Raw genomic sequence first — 19,191 nt, forward strand, 5'->3', positions numbered from 1 at the left:
CCATTAACGACATGGCCCACTCTGATCCCGACGCGCAACACCCATGGTATGGGGGCTGGTCGCGATAAGTATGTGAATGTCGCAGATAGGTAAATGGGTGGTTCTCGCGTTACGCAGAATCGCCACCATAAGGCCGACGTCGGCGGTGGAGAACAACATGTCCAGTAATTTCCTGAATCCGGTAACCACCCAGACCTGGGCCAATGGTCGGCACATCGTCCGTTGCGTCAAAGTCATCCAGGAAACCTGGGACGTGCGCACCTTCTGCTTCATGGCCGACCAGCCGATCCTGTTCTTTTTCAAGCCAGGGCAATTCGTCACCCTGGAGCTGGAAATCGACGGCCAGCCGATCATGCGCTCCTACACCATTTCCAGCTCACCGTCGGTGCCCTACAGCTTTTCGGTGACGATCAAGCGTGTGCCGGGCGGCAAGGTCTCCAACTGGCTGCACGACACGCTGCATGAAGGGCAGGAGTTGGCCGTGCACGGGCCGGTGGGGCTGTTTAATGCGATCGACTTCAGCAATACCAAAGTGCTTTACCTCAGTGGCGGTGTCGGCATCACGCCGGTCATGTCCATGGCGCGTTGGTATTACGATACCAACGCCAATGTCGACATGACGTTTATCCACAGCGCCCGCTCGCCCAAAGACATCATTTATCACCGCGAGCTGGAACACATGGCCTCGCGGATCGACAACTTCAGCCTGCACCTGATCTGCGAGAAACATGGATTGGGTGAGCCTTGGGCGGGTTATCGCGGTTACCTGAACCACAAGATGCTCGAACTAATGGTGCCGGACTTCCTCGAGCGTGAAGTGTTCTGCTGCGGCCCCACGCCGTACATGAACGCGGTTAAGCGTCTGCTGGAGGTCGCCGGTTTTGACATGACGCGTTACCACGAGGAATCCTTCGGTGCCACGCCACCGGAAGCCCGTGCGGACGCGGTGGAACAAGCCGAACAAGCCGCCGACGCACCGGAAGTCGATCTGGCGGATCTGCACCAAGTGGAGTTCATCGCGTCGGGCAAGAGCATTCGCGTGGCACCGGGCGAAACCGTGCACGCGGCTGCGGCCAAGCTTGGGCTATTGATCCCGAAAGCCTGCGGCATGGGCATCTGCGGAACGTGCAAGGTGATGAAGCTGGGTGGCGAGGTCGAGATGGACCACAACGGCGGGATCACCGAAGAAGACGAAGCCGAAGGCTACATCCTGTCGTGCTGCAGTGTGCCGAAGGGGGATGTGCGCATCGAGTTCTGATGCTCAATACAGCCTTGGCCGACGGTCCTGATGAACGTGATTGTGACCGCTGATTGATTTGTCCCGGGCCTGCGCCAGGGGCAGGTCAGCGACCAACTGTTGTTCCTCCGGGCGGGAGGCTGCGCCGGCCAGTGGGTAGCCGTCAGCGTCGACGATCACCGAACCGCCCACCCAGTTTACCCCACGCTCCTCGCCATAGCGGTCGCACGCGGCGATGAACATGCGGTTGACTGCCGCATTGGCCTGGACCCGCACGATCTCTGCCGGCCTTTCACCGGCGGGGCGTGGGCCGTCAGGCCAGTTCACCGGGACGCAGAGCAAGTCGGCTTGCGCCAGCGCAGGCAGGCGCACCCACTCGGGCAACTCCAGGTCGTAGCAGATCATTACGGCGATCCGCCCGACGGCGGTGTCGACCACCGGAGGTGGTGCATCACCGGGGGTAAAGATCAGTTTCTCGCGGTCCCACAGGTGTGCCTTGCGATACACCGTCAGGCGCCCGGTGGGTTCGACCAGCGCTGCACTGTTGGCGACGTGTGGCGCGTTCAGGCGCTCGCAGAACCCCGCTACGATGACGATTCCCAGCTCGTGCGCCAGGTTTTTCCACAGTCTCAAGGTCGGGCCGTCGAGCGTCTCCGAGACACGGTAGGCTTCGTCTTGGTCGAAGAACGCGTAGCCGCTCTGGATCAGCTCCGGCAGAACGACCACCTGGGCGTCGAGGCTGGCTGCACTGCGAATCGCGCGCTCGGTCAGTGCTCGGTTGTAGTCGGCATCGCCGATATGCGGCGCCAGTTGATGGCAAACGACGCGTAGCGGTTTCACGTCAAGTCTCCTTCCAATGCGCGCTCGCTGGCGTGCATAGCGCGCGATTCGGCGGCGTGGTCGAGTTGGCGGCTCATCACGCAGTAAACCACTGCCGAGACCGCCAGGCCGATGACGAACGCAATATCGGCACCGTCCAGCATCAGGCTGATCGGGCCTTGATAAAAACCCAGCGACATGAACGGAATCATAGCCGCCAGGCCGAGGAAATACGCGACCAACCCGGCCCTCGACCAGCGACCATAGATGCCAGCGGGATTGAAAATATCGCGGATGGCGTAGCGCCCTTTTCGTACGACATAGAAGTCTGCGAGGTTGACGGCCGTCCAGGGCACCAGGAAATACAGCATCAAGAGCACGAAGGTATTGAAGCTGCTCAGGTAGCTCTCAGGGATGCTCAAGGCAATCACGAAAATGATTGCGGCCACCAGGCTGATCCCGACGATGCGGCTCTTGATCCTGGGTTTGATCGGGACAAAACCGTCAATGGCGCTGATCCCGGTGAGCATCGCGCCATAACAGTTGACGGCCATGATGCCGACCAGCGCCGGTAAGGCAATCAGCACGGTAAAGGTGCCAAACCCAGGCAGCAGTTGGTTGCCCACGGCCTGCACACTGCCAATGGCGTCGGGTGAGGGCAGCGCCGAGGCCAGGAATGCCCCCAACGACATCAACCACAGCGCCGAGCCGGCAGCCCCCAGGTAGGTCCAGAGGATGACACTGCGCGACGGCGTGTTGTGGGGCAGGTAGCGCGAGTAATCCGAGACATACACGGCGTAGCTGATCTGATAGCCCGCAGCGGCTGACAATTGGATCAGGAAGGCCGACCAGGAAAAATGTGCGTCGGCCACGGCTGAATCGGCCTGCAGGTGCAGCAAGGCTGCGACGGTCAGGACCGCGAAGACACTGATCATCACGTAGGTCAGCCAGCGTTGCACGGTGTGCAGGAGGTCGTGACCGATGACGGCGATCACCACCGCGAGGATGATCATCAAGGCATACCAGGGCGCGCGGTGGCCGGGCAGCACGGTATTGATGGCATCGGTCGCCAGAATCACATTGAACACGTTAAAGCCGATGTACACGAAGACCACCGCGATAAACGGCACGATGGCGCCACGCAGGCCGAATTGGGCGCGCGACAGGATCATCTGCGGCAAACCCATGCGCGGTCCCTGGTTGGCGTGGAACGCCATGGCGAACGTGCCCAGGCACACGCCGATCACGATCGCCAGGATCGCGTACACCAGGCTCAGTCCCAAGGCCGCCCCGGTAAACCCGGTGACCATGGTGGTCAGCACGAAGTTGCCGGTGAACCAGAACGGCGCCTGATGCCACACCTTGCCGTGGCGTTCATTGCGCGGCACGTAGTCGATGGAGCGGGTTTCGATTTTCAGCGTGCTGGAGGGGGGAGCGGCCGATCGGTCGGAGGGCATGTTCATAGGTATCACGGTCTGTTTTTTATTGAGTGAGTTGCGCAGCGTCTTGTAAGCAAAAAAACAATTGAATCGGCATTTTCAAATAATCACTTTATGAATGTCTGAACTGAGTGCGCAAAACCCTCTGGAATAAGGTTTGCATTACTGATCCACTTTTTATTTCCAACGGATATAGAGACATTTCCTACGAATCACTACGCTGAAGATCACACTCGTCGTAGTCGCCCTTCGCAGTGAAGCAGTAGGTGGACGTCCTGTTTGCACGCCAAGGATAATTGCCATGTCTGCTATTCCCTCCCGAAGTAAAGGCGCTGCGCGCTTGCTTGCCAACGATGTCACTGCACTGATTCCTGACTTTCCTTTTCATTACCGCCGGTTCCTTGATACCGCCGTCATTAACGGCACTCCGTTGGCGCAGGTTTCCAGCCTAGCGTATGGCAGCAAAGTGTTGATCGTCGGCGCAGGCGTTGCGGGAATGGTGACGGCCTATGAAGCCATGCGCATGGGTTTACACCCTGTGGTGGTAGAGGCCAGTGATCGTATCGGTGGCCGGCTGTATTCCTACGTGGCGGGTGATCCGCAAGATCCCGCTAACAGTGTGATCTGTGAAATGGGGGCGATGCGTTTTCCTGTTTCAGGCAAGGCGTTGATGCACTATTTCGAGAAGGTCGGCATGACGGCCAACTCGGCGGACTTTCCCAACCCTGGTTCGGTGGCAACCTCCAGTACGGTAGTTGACTACCAGCAAAAACAGACCTATTACGAAGGCAATAACCTGCCGCCGGAATACGCCGAAATTGAGCGGTTGTTGTTCGAGGTGTTCCTTGAGCAGGACCCGATCAAGTTCACCGAAATGGAAGCGGCAATGTCCGAGGACAGCATTGATCAGGCCAAGATAAAGACCTTGTGGAACGCAATCCTGGATGCGGGTTGGGACAACCTCAGTTTTTTTGCCGCGATGGTCGAGCAGGCGGGGTGGAGTCGCGAAGACATTGATCTGTTCGGCCAGATCGGCTTCGGCACCGGCGGTTGGAACACCGACTATCCCAATTGTTTCCTAGAGGTGCTGCGGGTGCTGTATACCGGGCTGGATACCAACCATAAGTTGATGTTCGACGGTTCCAGCGAGCTGCCAACGCGGTTATGGAGCCGCGCCCCGGAGACCTTTGGCGACGCCATGGCGCATTGGTCTGTGGGCACCACTGTCCAAGGCCTGACGACCCAAGTCATTGATCAGCCTTTAAAGCAGGAAGTGCGGCAGATCATGCGTCGCCCGGATGGCGAGTTCGACGTATGGGTGTATGACCATAATCTGGGAAACGACCGTCAATACACTTTTCCTGCCGTGGTCTACACCCCTCACAAGCGGATCCTCGACAAATTCCGCTACATGGATGGTGCCGCCCGCTTCAACCAAATGAATGACCTGTTATCCCCAAAGGAATGGGAAGCGGTGATGTACACACACTACATGCAATCCGCCAAAATCTTCGCGCAAACCCAGCGGCCTTTCTGGACCGATGTGGAAGCAGATTTTCAACACAAGATGAGCGTGACCCTGTCGGATCGCATCACCCGTGGCACCTACCTGCTGGACTACAGTCAAGGCCTCGGATCTTACAGGGGGAGCGGTATGTTTTTGTCTTATAACTGGAATGACGACAGCCTCAAATTCCTGGGGGATCGCAGTGCGCCGCAGCCGTCCCACGTGCAGGTGTGCACAAGCTTGCTGGACAGCGTGTACGCCCCTCATCAGTTGAACCTGGCGGCTGAGTTCGGCATGACCAACCCCTTTGTCGAAATCAACTGGGAGGAGCAGCCGTTTTTCCTGTGCGCGTTCAAAATGAATCTGCCGGGCCAGTACGAGTACCAGCGCTTGCTGTTTTCTCAGTTCATGAACGGTGTGCAGGGGCCGAAACCCGATGGATTCATTCTGGCGGGTGACGACGTTTCGTTCACGGGAGGCTGGGCAGAAGGAGCGGTGACGACGGCCTTGAATGCCGTGAATAAGCTGGCGTTGAAATTCAACGGTGGGACCTTTCTCACAAACCGCGGCCCTATTGATGATTGGCAAGCGCTTCAACCGAAGGCCTTGTGAGCGAAATCACATCAGTCCCGCGTCGCAGGTCATGAGTCTGCGGCGCGGGCCTTAGTGGTTAGCGGACGAAAAGGTTGATGAGGTATCCGCCGGATGCTGTCATTTCGAACTCTTTTCCAGTCACGGTAAAGGTTTTGGACGGCTCGATGATGGTGTCGCCGACGTTGGCCAGCTTCCTGAGGTCGTCCAGGCTGACGAGTGTGGCGTCGACGTCGGCGCGCAGCTGAGAGTCAGTGGTGTAGCATTGAATTTCCATGATGTTGCCCTCTATAGGATTTCCATTTCCAGCCGAGTGTTCGGCAGGCAGTCAGCCCCGGAAAAACGCGTCCGTCTGTTCGGGGTGACAAGATCCTACTCAAGGCAGGGGGTAGATAGATACTGTCAGAAATACGTACAAACAGTCTCTGAAACGCTGCTCAAAGCCCCGTGGTTTCAGGCCTCCATCACTTTCCGAATATCCGCCGCCAATTCTCTTACACGTTCTTCCTCGGTATCCCACGCACACATGAAGCGTGCACCGCCTTTGCCGATAAAGGTGTAGAAGCGCCAGCCCTTTGCGGTCAATGCGGCAATCGCCGGTTCCGAGAGTTGCAGGAACACACCATTGGCCTGCACCGGGAACATCAGCTCAACGCCAGGAATATCCGCCACCAGGCGGCTCAGCAGTTGTGCGCAGTGGTTGGCGTGACGGGCGTGTTTGAGCCAGGCGTCGTTTTCCAGCAGGCCTACCCAAGGGGCGGAGAGGAAGCGCATTTTCGAGGCCAACTGGCCCGCTTGTTTGCAGCGATAGTCGAAGTCTTCCGCCAGTTTGTGGTTGAAGAACAGGATCGCTTCGCCTACCGCCATGCCGTTTTTGGTACCGCCAAAGCACAGTACATCCACGCCAGCCTTCCAGGTCAGGTCCGCTGGCGAGCAGCCGAGGAAGGCGCAGGCGTTGGAGAAGCGCGCGCCGTCCATGTGCAGGTTCAGCCCCAGTTCCTTGCAGGTCACACTGATAGCGCGAATTTCTTCCGGGGTGTACACGCTGCCGACTTCAGTGGCCTGGGTAAGGGTGACCACGCGCGGCTTGGGGTAGTGGATGTCCTGGCGCTTGAGGGCGATCTCGCGGATCGACTCCGGGGTCAGCTTGCCGTTTTCGGTGCGTGCGGTGAGCAGCTTGGAGCCGTTGGAGAAAAACTCCGGCGCGCCGCATTCGTCGGTCTCGACGTGGGCCGTTTCCGAGCAAATCACGCTATGGTAGCTCTGGCACAGCGAGGACAGCGCCAGGGAGTTGGCCGCTGTACCGTTGAAGGCGAAGAACACTTCGCAGTCGGTTTCGAATAAGTTGCGGAAACCGTCGGCGGCGCGATGGGTCCATTCATCATCGCCGTAGGCGCGCTGATGGCCTTGGTTGGCTTGTTCCATGGCGGCCCAGGCTTCCGGGCAGATGCCGGAATAGTTGTCACTGGCGAATTGTTGGCTCTTGTCGGTCATGGCCCATTCCTGTGGTCGATGTTGGGGCGCACTGTAACCAAGATTGTCGCGGGTGCGCACGTACTGTAAATGCAAAGTCACTGGGGAATTATGCACGGTACTGAAACGATTTCTGTCGGACCCGTCCGTGATGGCGCTTTGGATTTGCTCAAGTGGCTGGCGCTGTTGAGCATGGTGCTGGACCACCTGCGTTATGTCGGTTTGAGCCTGGATGGCCTGTATGTGCCGGGACGCCTGGCATTCCCGTGGTTTTGCCTGGCGATTGCGGCGAACCTGCATCGGGCGAGAAACGCACCGGTCATAAGCCAGTGGCGGTATTTGGGATGGTTGTTGCTGTTCAGTGTGATCAGTGAGGTGCCGTATCGGATGTTCATCGACGATGCCGATACGTTGAATGTGTTGCCGACGTTGGCGCTGGGGTTGCTGATTGCCCGAGGATGGCAGCAAAAAGCGCTTTTTGATCGAGGATTGGCGTTGATTGCTGTCGTAATCGGCGCTGTATTTTCCACGCACCTGATGTTCGGTTTTTTCGGTGTGTTGCTGCCGCTGGCGATGCTGTTGGTGTTTCGCCGGCCCTGGTATTTCAGCGTGTTGCCGGGGTTGGTGTGTGTGGCCGCCAATCAATGGCAGATTCTGCTTAATAGCGGCACGCCTGTCGCGTTGATGGGGTTGGCCGCCTGCTTGATCGCGCCATTGGCGGGATTAGTTCTTTTACGACACGCCAAACACGTTTCACCCCCGGCCATGCGCCGTTGGGCTTACGCCCTCTACCCCCTGCATTTCCTTCTGCTGCTGCTCGTTCGCAAGATCATCGCGTAACCCTTGTGGGAGCTGGCTTGTCGAATCGTCGAACCGCTGCGATGGCATCACCTCGGTTCTGCTTAGAGACCGAGGTGTCTGCATCGCAGGCAAGCCAGCTCCCACACAAGCCCATTCCCACATTTGTTTCGGTGTTGTTCACGCCATGTCGTAAACGCACCTTTGCGTGGCGTCCGTAGGCATTTGGTCCAGAGGCGTCAGCCCTACCATCGCATCAAAGGGCTCTGCACGGGCCTCAACAATACGAAAGGCTGGGAGAGACGCGATGTTCAGCAAACAAGACCAGATCCAGGGATATGACGACGCACTGCTGGCGGCGATGAATGCCGAGGAGCAGCGTCAGGAAGATCATATCGAGCTGATCGCGTCGGAGAACTACACCAGCAAACGCGTCATGGAAGCCCAGGGCAGCGGCCTCACCAACAAATACGCCGAAGGTTACCCGGGCAAGCGCTATTACGGCGGTTGCGAGCATGTGGATAAAGTCGAAACCCTGGCCATCGAGCGCGCCAAGCAGCTGTTCGGTGCCGATTACGCCAACGTGCAGCCGCACTCCGGTTCCTCCGCCAACAGCGCGGTGTACCTGGCCCTGCTGAACGCCGGCGACACCATCCTCGGCATGAGCCTGGCCCACGGCGGCCACCTGACCCACGGCGCCAAAGTGTCGTCCTCGGGCAAGCTGTACAACGCGGTGCAATACGGCATCAACACCGACACCGGTTTGATCGACTACGACGAAGTCGAGCGTCTGGCCGTGGAACACCAGCCGAAAATGGTGGTGGCCGGTTTCTCCGCCTACTCCAAGACCTTGGATTTCCCACGCTTTCGCGCGATTGCCGACAAGGTCGGCGCGCTGCTGTTCGTCGACATGGCCCACGTCGCAGGCCTGGTTGCCGCAGGCCTGTACCCTAACCCGCTGCCGTACGCCGATGTGGTCACCACCACCACCCACAAGACCCTGCGTGGTCCGCGTGGCGGCCTGATCCTGGCCAAGGCCAACGAAGCCATTGAAAAGAAGCTCAACGCCGCTGTATTCCCCGGTGCCCAGGGCGGCCCGCTGATGCACGTCATCGCTGGCAAGGCCGTGTGCTTCAAGGAAGCCCAGGAGCCTGGCTTCAAGGTCTATCAGCAACAAGTGATCGATAACGCCCAGGCCATGGCGCAGGTGTTCATCAAACGCGGCTACGACGTAGTGTCCGGCGGCACCGATAACCACCTGTTCCTGGTCAGCCTGATCCGTCAGGGCCTCACCGGCAAAGACGCGGACGCCGCCCTCGGTCGCGCCCACATCACCGTCAACAAGAACGCCGTGCCGAATGACCCGCAGTCGCCGTTCGTGACCTCGGGCCTGCGCATCGGCACCCCGGCGGTGACCACGCGTGGTTTCAAAGTGCCGCAGTGCATCGAACTGGCCGGCTGGATCTGCGACATCCTCGACAACCTCGGCGACGCCGATGTCGAGGCCAACGTGGCCAAGCACGTGTCTGCCCTGTGCGCTGATTTCCCGGTTTATCGCTGAGCGCGGTTTTGGAGTAATGACTATGCAACGCTACTCAGGCTTCGGCCTCTTCAAGCACTCACTCAGCCACCACGAAAACTGGCAGAAGATGTGGCGCACGCCGACCCCTAAAAAGGTCTACGACGTGGTCATCGTCGGCGGCGGCGGGCATGGTCTGGCGACCGCTTACTACCTGGCCAAGGAGCACGGCATCACCAACGTGGCCGTGGTCGAGAAAGGCTGGCTGGGCGGCGGTAACACCGCACGCAACACCACCATCGTGCGTTCCAACTATCTGTGGGACGAGTCGGCGCATTTGTATGAACACGCGATGAAGCTGTGGGAAGGCCTGTCCCAGGACCTGAACTACAACGTGATGTTCTCGCAGCGCGGCGTGTATAACCTGTGCCACACCCTGCAAGACATTCGTGATTCCGAGCGCCGCGTCAGCGCCAACCGCCTCAACGGCGTGGACGGCGAACTGCTCAACGCCAAACAGGTAGCGGACGAGATCCCGTACCTCGACTGCTCGAAAAACACCCGCTACCCGGTTCTCGGCGCCACCGTGCAACGTCGCGGCGGCGTGGCCCGCCATGATGCCGTGGCCTGGGGCTTCGCTCGCGCGGCTGACGCACTCGGTGTGGACTTGATCCAGCAGACCGAAGTGATCGGCTTCCGCAAGGAAAACGGCGTGTGCATCGGCGTGGAAACCAACAAGGGCTTCATCGGCGCCAAGCGCGTCGGTGTGGTCACGGCCGGTAACTCCGGGCACATGGCCTCGCTGGCCGGTTTCCGCCTGCCGATCGAATCCCACCCGCTGCAAGCGTTGGTGTCGGAGCCGATCAAGCCGATTATCGACAGCGTGATCATGTCCAACGCCGTGCACGGTTATATCAGCCAGTCCGACAAGGGCGATCTGGTGATCGGCGCCGGTATCGACGGCTACAACGGCTACGGCCAGCGCGGTTCGTACCCGGTGATCGAGCACACCGTCCAGGCCATCGTCGAGATGTTCCCGGTGCTGTCGCGGGTGCGCATGAACCGCCAGTGGGGCGGCATCGTCGACACCACGCCGGATGCGTGCCCGATCATCTCCAAGACGCCGGTTCCGAACATGTTCTTCAACTGCGGTTGGGGCACCGGTGGTTTTAAAGCGACTCCGGGCTCAGGCAACGTGTTTGCCGCCAGCCTCGCCAAGGGTGAAATGCACCCGTTGGCTGCCCCTTTTTCCATCGACCGTTTCCACAACGGTGCGTTGATCGATGAGCATGGCGCTGCGGCCGTCGCCCACTAACAGGAGAAATTCCCTATGTTGCATATCTTCTGTCCTCACTGTGGCGAACTGCGCTCCGAAGAGGAATTCCACGCGTCCGGCCAAGCGCACATCCCGCGCCCGCTGGACCCGAACGCCTGCACCGATGAAGAGTGGGGCGACTACATGTTCTTTCGTGACAACCCGCGTGGCCTGCACCACGAACTGTGGATTCACGCCGCCGGTTGCCGCCAGTATTTCAACGCCACGCGCGACACCGTGACCTACGAAATTCTTGAAACCTACAAGATCGGCACCAAGCCGCAATTCACCGCCAAGGCTGCTGGAGAGAAGGTATGAGCCAGACCAATCGCCTGTCCAACGGTGGCCGGATCGACCGTAATAAAGTCCTCACGTTTACCTTCAACGGCCAGAGCTACAAAGGCTTTGAAGGCGACACACTGGCCGCCGCCTTGCTCGCCAACGGCGTCGACATCATTGGCCGCAGCTTCAAGTATTCGCGCCCACGCGGCATCTTTGCTGCGGGCGCCGAAGAGCCGAACGCGGTGCTGCAGATCGGCGCCACCGAAGCCACCCAGATTCCCAACGTGCGCGCCACGCAACAAGCGCTGTACCAAGGTTTGGTCGCCACCAGCACCAACGGCTGGCCAAACGTGAACACCGACGTGATGGGCATTCTCGGCAAGGTCGGCGGCAAGCTGATGCCACCGGGTTTCTACTACAAAACCTTCATGTACCCGCAATCGTTCTGGATGACGTACGAGAAGTACATCCGTAAGGCGGCTGGCCTTGGCCGCTCGCCGACCGAGAACGACCCGGACACCTACGACAACTTCAACCGTCACTGCGACGTGCTGGTGGTCGGCGCAGGCCCTTCGGGTTTGGCCGCTGCACTGGCTGCTGCGCGCAGCGGTGCACGTGTGATCATCGCCGATGAGCAGGAAGAGTTCGGTGGTTCGCTGCTCGACTCGCGCGAAAGCCTCGATGGCAAACCCGCTACTGATTGGGTTGCCAGCGTGATCGCTGAACTCAAAGCCCTGCCGGACGTGGTGCTGCTGCCCCGCGCTACCGTCAACGGTTATCACGACCATAACTTCCTGACCATCCACGAACGTCTCACCGACCACCTCGGTGACCGTGCGCCGATTGGCGTGGTGCGTCAGCGTATTCACCGTGTGCGTGCCAAGCGTGTCGTCCTCGCGACCGGTGCGTGCGAGCGTCCATTGGTGTACGGCAACAACGACGTGCCGGGCAACATGCTGGCCGGCGCAGTTTCCACCTACGTGCGCCGCTACGGCGTGGCGCCGGGCAAGAAACTGGTGCTGTCGACCAACAACGACCACGCCTATCGCGTTGCGCTGGACTGGCTCGACGCCGGCCTGCAAGTGGTGGCCGTGGCCGATGTGCGCCACAACCCACGCGGCGCGCTGGTTGAAGAAGCCCGTGCCAAAGGCATTCGCATCCTCACCGGCAGCGCCGTGATCGAAGCCCGTGGCAGCAAGCATGTGACCGCTGCCCGCGTGGCCGCGATTGATCTGAAAGCACACACAGTCACCAGCCCAGGCGAATGGCTGGACTGCGACCTGGTGGCCAGCTCCGGCGGTTACAGCCCGGTGGTCCACCTGGCCTCGCACCTGGGCGGCAAGCCGACCTGGCGTGAAGATATCCTCGGTTTTGTACCGGGCGAAGCACCGCAGAAACGCGTGTGCGTCGGTGGTATCAACGGTGTCTACGGCCTTGGCGATTCCCTGGCGGATGGTTTTGAAGGCGGCGTGCGCGCGGCCAGCGAAGCCGGTTTTGCCCCGGTGGAAGGCGCACTGCCAAAAGCGCTGAACCGCCTGGAAGAACCGACGCTAGCTGTTTACCAAGTGCCGCACGACAAACCCACCGCACGGGCGCCAAAGCAATTTGTCGACCTGCAAAACGACGTGACTGCCGCCGCCATCGAACTGGCGACCCGTGAAGGTTTCGAGTCGGTTGAGCACGTCAAACGCTACACAGCGCTGGGCTTCGGCACCGACCAGGGCAAGCTGGGTAACGTCAACGGCCTGGCGATTGCCGCGCGTTCGCTGAACGTGACCATCCCGCAGATGGGCACCACCATGTTCCGTCCGAACTACACGCCGGTGACGTTCGGCGCGGTGGCGGGCCGTCACTGTGGGCACATCTTCGAGCCGGTGCGCTACACCGCGCTGCAAGCCTGGCACGTGAAAAACGGCGCCGAGTTCGAAGACGTCGGCCAGTGGAAACGCCCCTGGTATTTCCCGCGCAATGGTGAAGACCTGCACGCCGCGGTAAAACGTGAATGCCTGGCCGTGCGCGACAGCGTTGGTCTGCTCGATGCGTCGACCCTCGGCAAGATCGATATCCAGGGCCCGGATGCCCGAGAGTTCCTCAACCGCATCTACTCCAACGCCTGGACCAAGCTCGATGTGGGCAAGGCGCGCTATGGCCTGATGTGCAAGGAAGACGGCATGGTCTTCGACGACGGCGTCACTGCTTGCCTCGCCGACAACCACTTCCTGATGACCACCACCACTGGCGGCGCCGCCCGTGTGCTGCAGTGGCTGGAAATCTACCAACAGACCGAGTGGCCAGACCTCAAGGTGTACTTCACTTCGGTCACCGACCACTGGGCGACCATGACCCTGTCCGGGCCCAACAGCCGCAAGCTGCTGGCCGAAGTGACCGACATCGACCTGGACAAGGACGGCTTCCCGTTCATGACCTGGAAGGAAGGCCTGGTCGGTGGCGTACCGGCTCGCGTGTTCCGGATTTCGTTTACCGGTGAGCTGTCGTACGAAGTCAACGTGCAGGCCGACTACGCCATGGGCGTGCTGGAAAAAATCGTCGAGGCCGGCAAGCAGTACAACCTGACCCCGTATGGCACCGAAACCATGCACGTACTGCGGGCGGAGAAGGGCTTCATCATCGTCGGGCAAGACACCGACGGCTCGATGACCCCGGACGACCTGAACATGGGCTGGTGCGTAGGTCGCACCAAACCGTTCTCGTGGATCGGCTGGCGCGGCATGAACCGTGAAGACTGCGTGCGTGAAGAGCGTAAGCAGCTGGTTGGGCTCAAACCGATCGATCCAACCGTGTGGCTGCCGGAAGGCGCGCAGCTGGTGTTCGATCCGAAGCAGTCGATTCCGATGAAGATGGTGGGTCACGTCACATCAAGTTATGCGCACAACTCCCTGGGTTATTCGTTTGCCATGGGCGTGGTGAAGGGCGGCTTGAAGCGCATCGGCGAACGGGTGTTCTCACCGCAGGCGGATGGCAGTGTGATCGAGGCAGAGATTGTGTCTTCGGTGTTCTTTGATCCGAAAGGCGAACGCCAGAACATCTGATAGACCGAGTCGCGGCCTTCGCGAGCAAGCCCGCTCCCACGGGAGCGGGCTTGCTCGCGAAGACGCCAGTAGCCGCACAACAGAATTCAGGAAAGGTGCTTTATGACAGCAGCCAATGTGTACCAACAACGCCCAACCACCGGGGCCAAGGCCGAGTCGTCGCTGCACCATGCCGACCTCGCCAGCCTGGTCGGCAAGGGGCGCAAGAACGCCGGTGTGACCGTGCGTGAGAAGAAACTCCTGGGCCACCTGACTCTGCGCGGCGACGGCCATGACCCTGCCTTTGCCGCCGGCGTGCACAAGGCCCTTGGTATTGAGCTGCCAGCTGCTTTGACGGTGATCATCAAAGGCGAAACCAGCCTGCAATGGGTCGGTCCGGATGAGTGGCTTTTGATCGTGCCAAGCGGTGAAGAATTCGCCGCCGAGCAAAACCTGCGTGCCGCCCTAGGCGACCTGCATATTCAGATCGTCAACGTCAGCGGCGGCCAGCAGATCCTCGAACTCAGCGGCCCGAATGTGCGTGACGTGCTGATGAAGTCCACCAGCTATGACGTGCACCCCAACAACTTCCCGGTGGGCAAGGCGGTGGGCACGGTGTTCGCCAAGTCGCAACTGGTGATCCGTCACACCGCTGAAGACACCTGGGAGCTGCTGATTCGTCGCAGCTTCTCGGATTACTGGTGGTTGTGGTTGCAGGATGCCTCGGCTGAATTCGGTTTGAGCGTCCAAGCCTGAGGAGTGACCCATGAGCCGCGCACCTGACACATGGATTTTGACCGCCGACTGCCCCAGCGTGCTCGGCACGGTGGACGCGGTCACCCGCTACCTGTTCGAGCAGGGCTGCTACGTTACCGAGCACCACTCGTTCGATGATCGGCTTTCCGGGCGATTTTTTATTCGCGTCGAATTTCGCCAGCCCGACGGTTTCGACGAGCAAGGTTTCCGCGATGGCCTGGCCTCTCGCGGTGAAGCCTTTGGCATGATCTTCGAGCTGACAGCGCCGAACTACCGGCCAAAAGTGGTGATCATGGTCTCAAAGGCCGATCACTGCCTGAACGATCTGCTGTACCGCCAGCGCATCGGCCAACTGTCGATGGACGTGGTTGCGGTGGTGTCCAACCACCCTGATCTCAAACCTTTGTCCGACTGGCACCAGATTCCCTACTACCATTTCCCCCTCGACCCCAACGACAAACCGTCCCAGGAGCGCCAGGTGTGGCAGGTGGTGGAGGACACCGGCGCCGAATTGGTGATTCTTGCGCGCTACATGCAAGTGCTGTCGCCGGAGCTGTGCCGCAAGCTGGATGGCAAGGCCATCAATATCCATCACTCGTTGTTGCCGGGGTTCAAGGGCGCCAAGCCGTATCACCAGGCGTACAACAAGGGCGTGAAATTGGTTGGCGCCACGGCGCATTACATCAACAACGACCTGGATGAAGGCCCGATCATCGCCCAGGGCGTGGAGGTGGTGGACCACAGCCACTACCCCGAGGACTTGATTGCTAAGGGGCGCGATATTGAAGGGCTGACACTGGCCCGGGCGGTGGGGTATCACATTGAGCGGCGGGTGTTTCTCAACGCCAATAGAACTGTGGTGCTCTGACTGACGCCTTCGCGAGCAAGCCCGCGAAGAGGCCCCAACTAACAACGCAAAAACAGCATCTGTACCCGAGCACTTAACGCGCTGCCCACCCAACGGGCAACGCGGTTCCATAAAAACAACAGCGAGGTGAAAGCATGTCTGGTAATCGTGGTGTCGTGTATCTCGGCAACGGCAAGGTCGAAGTACAGAAAATCGACTATCCCAAAATGCAGGACCCCCGTGGCAGGAAGATTGAGCACGGCGTCATTCTGCGCGTGGTCTCCACCAATATCTGCGGCTCCGACCAACACATGGTGCGCGGCCGTACCACTGCCCAGACCGGCCTGGTGCTGGGTCATGAAATTACCGGTGAAGTGATCGAAATGGGCACCGGCGTCGAAAACCTGAAAATCGGCGACCTGGTCTCGGTGCCGTTCAACGTCGCCTGCGGCCTCTGCCGCTCCTGCAAAGAACAACACACCGGCGTGTGCCTGAGCGTCAACCCGGCGCGCCCGGGCGGTGCTTACGGCTACGTCGACATGGGCGACTGGACCGGCGGCCAGGCCGAATACGTACTGGTGCCATACGCCGACTTCAACCTGCTGAAACTGCCGGACCGCGACAAGGCCATGGAGAAAATCCGCGACCTGACGTGCCTCTCCGACATCCTGCCGACGGGCTACCACGGCGCCGTCACTGCCGGTGTTGGCCCTGGTAGCACCGTCTACATCGCCGGCGCTGGCCCGGTCGGCCTGGCCGCTGCCGCTTCTGCGCGCCTGTTGGGCGCTGCGGTGGTGATCATCGGCGACGTCAACCCCATCCGCCTGGCCCACGCCAAGGCGCAAGGGTTCGAGATTGCCGACCTGTCCACGGACACCCCGCTGCACGAACAAATCGCCGCGCTGCTGGGTGAGCCGGAAGTGGATTGCGCCGTCGACGCCGTAGGCTTCGAAGCGCGCGGCCACGGCCATGAAGGCGTCAAGGCGGAAGCCCCGGCCACCGTACTCAACTCGCTGATGGGCGTGGTGCGCGTGGCGGGCAAGATCGGTATCCCAGGCCTCTACGTGACTGAAGACCCGGGCGCCGTGGATGCCGCCGCGAAAATGGGCAGCCTGAGCATTCGCTTTGGTCTGGGCTGGGCCAAATCCCACAGCTTCCACACCGGCCAGACCCCGGTGATGAAGTACAACCGCCAACTGATGCAGGCGATCATGTGGGACCGCATCAACATTGCTGACATCGTGGGTGTGCAGGTGATCAGCCTGGATGACGCGCCACGCGGGTATGGCGAGTTCGATGCGGGTGTGCCGAAGAAGTTTGTGATTGACCCGCATAAGATGTTCAGCGCGGCGTAAATCCCAGACACACAGCGATCCAAATGTGGGAGCGGGCGTGCGCGCGAAGGCGGTGGTTAAGTCAGAGCCTCTTTGACTGACCCAATGCCTTCGCGAGCAAGCCCACTCCCACAGGGTTTTGGCGTATCAGCGGTAGGCCAGTGCGCCCTGATACACCGTCGGGCCGGTTGGCTGCTTGCTCAACGACCCCCCCTTGGTCTCCGAGCTCACCAGCAACTCCACTGGCTTGCGAATGCTGGCCTGCTGGCGTGGGTTCAATCCAATGATGCCCTTGCCATCTTCCGGCAACAGCCCCAACGAAACAGGTTTGCCACCCTCGGGCATGGCCCACAGCTCCAGGCTGCGGTCGGGCTCAGGTGCCGCCGTGGCGATCGGTTCAACTTCGAGGTAATCCTTGTGCGCCATGACCTGCGCTGCCGGCTGTTGGGTGGTGGTCACCAGCGTAGCGGCGGATTTGACGGTGTCCTGAGTGTAGAGCGCGCCGCCGAGGCCGGCGACGATGGCCACGCACACGCCGATAAACACGCGAGGACGGCTCCAGAACGGGGGTTTTTGCTCGATCACTTGGGGGCGGGTCGCGCTCATACGGCTGTTCCTGGCATTTTTTTGAATTCATTCCATGGACTGCCACCCTGCGATTGGGTTCCTTGGACTGCCCGGAACAATGGGCCGGATGCCCAGTCAAACGCCTGCTTTCACCCCTACACCCAGAGGTTGTTTCGATGAAGATTTCACGCGGTTTCGCCCTTTCCTGCCTGATGACCCTGGCAGCCGGCCCGGTGTTCGCCGCAGGCTTCAGCCTTGGCGACGCGGCCAATGCCATTTCCGGTATGCAGGGTGGCAACAACAAGGCTGCCGCTGCCGCACCGTCTTCCGAGACGGCCGGTTTGCTGAGCGCACTGACCTCTGAACTCAACATCACCCCCGAACAAGCGGTCGGCGGCACTGGCGCCATGCTGGGCCTGGCCAAGAACAAGCTGAGCGGGAACGAGTACTCGCAATTGGGCAACAGCGTGCCGGGCCTCGACCAGTTGTCGGGCAACAACGCATTGGGCAGCCTCGGGGCCTTGAGCGGGATGCTCGGCCAGGCCGGTGGCAGCAAGACCAGTGGCCTCGACGGCCTGCTGGGCAACGTGAAGAACACCAATGACCTGAACACCGCGTTCAGCGCACTGGGCATGGACAGTGGAATGGTTAGCCAGTTTGCGCCGGTGATCCTGCAATATTTGGGCGGCCAGGGTGCCAACAGCGCCTTGCTGGGCAAGTTGGCCCAGGCCTGGGGCACTGGCCGCTAACGACTTTGCGCGCGCAGTTGCTCGATGCGCGCATCCTTCTCCTTCCAGAGCTGGTTCACCCAGTTCTGGACGGTCTGGCGAAAGGCCGGATCGTTCTCGTAATTCCCCTGCCACAATGCCGGATCCAGCTCACGGGTACGGATATCGATGATCACCTTTGGCACTGCGCCACTGATCAAATCCCAGAACCCCGGACTCTTTTGCTGCGGATAGACAACCGTCACGTCGAGTACCGCATCCAGCTGTTCCCCCAGCGCCGCCAGCACAAACGCCACGCCACCCGCCTTGGGTTTGAGTAGCCGGGTAAACGGCGAATCCTGTTGCCTGCGCTTGGCTTCGGTGAACCGCGTGCCTTCCAGATAATTGGCCACCGTCACCGGCTGGCGCTTGAACAGCTCGCAGGCCTCTTTGGTGATCTTTAAATCCTGCCCGGCCAGTTCCGGGTGCTTGGCGAGGAATGCCTTGGTGTAGCGCTTCATGAACGGATAATCCAGCGCCCACCAGGCCAGGCCGAGGAAAGGAACCCAGATCAGCTCTTTCTTCAGGAAGAATTTGAAGAACGGCGTGCGACGGTTGAGGGCCTGGATCAGCGCTGGAATATCCACCCAGGATTGGTGGTTGCTGATGACCAGGTAGGAGGTATCACCGCGTAGGTCTGCGCCACCGCGAATGTCCCATTGGGTCGGGATGCACAGCGCGAAGATCAGCTTGTCGATCTCGGCCCAGGTCTCGGCGATCCACATCACCGCCCACGACATGGCGTCACGAGCGCGACCGGGGGCCGCCACCTTGAGCAGGGCAAACACCATCAGCGGGCCGATCAGGACCAGGGTGTTGAGCAATAACAACAGTGAGACAAAACAGCCGGTGAGCAGGCGGCACATAAGCAACTCTTGCAATCCTGTGGGCGGGTCATGATAAGCAGCTTG

17 protein-coding genes are annotated in these 19,191 nt (G+C 60.3%); 11 read left to right on the top strand and 6 right to left on the bottom strand.

Features of this window, described 5'->3' with window-relative positions; translation table 11 throughout:
* Positions 1 to 157: 157 nt before the first annotated feature.
* Entirely contained in the window at positions 158 to 1,258 is a 1,101-nt protein-coding gene (gene gbcB, locus AACY52_RS14160) for a glycine-betaine demethylase subunit GbcB (protein ID WP_339415343.1), read from the top strand.
* 3 nt (positions 1,259 to 1,261) lie between these two features.
* Here gbcB and AACY52_RS14165 read toward each other — a convergent pair whose 3' ends face one another.
* Both AACY52_RS14165 and AACY52_RS14170 read right to left on the bottom strand, forming a co-directional pair.
* Positions 1,262 to 2,077: a nitrilase-related carbon-nitrogen hydrolase gene (locus tag AACY52_RS14165; RefSeq protein ID WP_339455952.1), complete on the bottom strand. Its 816-nt coding sequence runs from the start codon at positions 2,075 to 2,077 to the stop codon at positions 1,262 to 1,264.
* Positions 2,074 to 3,513, bottom strand: coding sequence for a cytosine permease (locus tag AACY52_RS14170; RefSeq protein ID WP_339560574.1), 1,440 nt, complete (start codon positions 3,511 to 3,513; stop codon positions 2,074 to 2,076). Before AACY52_RS14170 ends, AACY52_RS14165 begins: the two co-directional genes overlap by 4 nt.
* Positions 3,514 to 3,796: 283 nt before the next feature.
* Between AACY52_RS14170 and AACY52_RS14175 the strand changes: the two genes are divergently transcribed.
* A complete protein-coding gene (locus tag AACY52_RS14175; RefSeq protein WP_339560563.1) occupies positions 3,797 to 5,614 on the top strand; it encodes an FAD-dependent oxidoreductase in 1,818 nt (605 codons plus the stop codon).
* 58 nt (positions 5,615 to 5,672) lie between these two features.
* Here the strand turns inward: AACY52_RS14175 and AACY52_RS14180 are convergent, their stop codons facing one another.
* Together AACY52_RS14180 and AACY52_RS14185 are read right to left on the bottom strand one after the other, a co-directional pair.
* Positions 5,673 to 5,870, bottom strand: a complete 198-nt coding sequence (locus AACY52_RS14180) for a hypothetical protein (protein WP_339415346.1) — start codon at positions 5,868 to 5,870, stop codon at positions 5,673 to 5,675.
* 176 nt (positions 5,871 to 6,046) lie between these two features.
* A complete protein-coding gene (locus AACY52_RS14185; protein WP_339427672.1) occupies positions 6,047 to 7,087 on the bottom strand; it encodes a low specificity L-threonine aldolase in 1,041 nt (346 codons plus the stop codon).
* A 90-nt stretch (positions 7,088 to 7,177) separates the two neighbouring features.
* On the opposite strand from AACY52_RS14185, the gene AACY52_RS14190 reads away from it, so the two are divergent.
* From AACY52_RS14190 to fdhA, 8 genes are all read left to right on the top strand, one after another.
* Positions 7,178 to 7,906, top strand: coding sequence for a TraX family protein (locus tag AACY52_RS14190; RefSeq protein WP_339415348.1), 729 nt, complete (start codon positions 7,178 to 7,180; stop codon positions 7,904 to 7,906).
* 265 nt (positions 7,907 to 8,171) lie between these two features.
* A complete protein-coding gene (glyA, locus tag AACY52_RS14195) occupies positions 8,172 to 9,425 on the top strand; it encodes a serine hydroxymethyltransferase (protein ID WP_339415349.1) in 1,254 nt (417 codons plus the stop codon).
* A gap of 22 nt (positions 9,426 to 9,447) precedes the next feature.
* Positions 9,448 to 10,698, top strand: a complete 1,251-nt coding sequence (locus AACY52_RS14200) for a sarcosine oxidase subunit beta (protein ID WP_339415350.1) — start codon at positions 9,448 to 9,450, stop codon at positions 10,696 to 10,698.
* A 15-nt stretch (positions 10,699 to 10,713) separates the two neighbouring features.
* Positions 10,714 to 11,016 carry a sarcosine oxidase subunit delta gene (locus tag AACY52_RS14205; RefSeq protein ID WP_065880153.1) on the top strand — a complete coding sequence of 101 codons (303 nt, stop codon included), beginning with the start codon at positions 10,714 to 10,716 and terminating at the stop codon, positions 11,014 to 11,016.
* Positions 11,013 to 14,030 (top strand): sarcosine oxidase subunit alpha, encoded by a 3,018-nt coding sequence (locus AACY52_RS14210; protein WP_339455948.1) that lies wholly within the window; start codon positions 11,013 to 11,015, stop codon positions 14,028 to 14,030. Before AACY52_RS14205 ends, AACY52_RS14210 begins: the two co-directional genes overlap by 4 nt.
* A 102-nt stretch (positions 14,031 to 14,132) precedes the next feature.
* Entirely contained in the window at positions 14,133 to 14,765 is a 633-nt protein-coding gene (locus AACY52_RS14215; protein WP_339415352.1) for a sarcosine oxidase subunit gamma family protein, read from the top strand.
* 10 nt (positions 14,766 to 14,775) lie between these two features.
* On the top strand, positions 14,776 to 15,633 hold the full coding sequence (gene purU / locus AACY52_RS14220) for a formyltetrahydrofolate deformylase (RefSeq protein ID WP_339415353.1): 858 nt from the start codon (positions 14,776 to 14,778) through the stop codon (positions 15,631 to 15,633).
* A gap of 134 nt (positions 15,634 to 15,767) precedes the next feature.
* A complete protein-coding gene (gene fdhA / locus AACY52_RS14225; RefSeq protein WP_339415354.1) occupies positions 15,768 to 16,967 on the top strand; it encodes a formaldehyde dehydrogenase, glutathione-independent in 1,200 nt (399 codons plus the stop codon).
* A 126-nt stretch (positions 16,968 to 17,093) separates the two neighbouring features.
* Here fdhA and AACY52_RS14230 read toward each other — a convergent pair whose 3' ends face one another.
* Complete coding sequence (locus tag AACY52_RS14230; protein ID WP_339415355.1) at positions 17,094 to 17,552, bottom strand: anti-sigma factor domain-containing protein; 459 nt, start codon at positions 17,550 to 17,552, stop codon at positions 17,094 to 17,096.
* A 137-nt stretch (positions 17,553 to 17,689) separates the two neighbouring features.
* Between AACY52_RS14230 and AACY52_RS14235 the strand changes: the two genes are divergently transcribed.
* The gene (locus AACY52_RS14235; RefSeq protein WP_339415356.1) at positions 17,690 to 18,262 is read left to right on the top strand and encodes a DUF2780 domain-containing protein; all 573 of its coding nucleotides are present in this window, start codon (positions 17,690 to 17,692) and stop codon (positions 18,260 to 18,262) included.
* Here AACY52_RS14235 and AACY52_RS14240 read toward each other — a convergent pair.
* The gene (locus AACY52_RS14240; protein ID WP_339560564.1) at positions 18,259 to 19,146 is read right to left on the bottom strand and encodes an acyltransferase; all 888 of its coding nucleotides are present in this window, start codon (positions 19,144 to 19,146) and stop codon (positions 18,259 to 18,261) included. The two genes, AACY52_RS14235 and AACY52_RS14240, sit on opposite strands and share 4 nt — an antisense overlap.
* Positions 19,147 to 19,191 lie beyond the last annotated feature (45 nt).

Source organism: Pseudomonas sp. EA_65y_Pfl1_P113, from assembly GCF_963970525.1.
GTDB classification, from domain to species: Bacteria; Pseudomonadota; Gammaproteobacteria; order Pseudomonadales; family Pseudomonadaceae; genus Aquipseudomonas; species Aquipseudomonas tritici.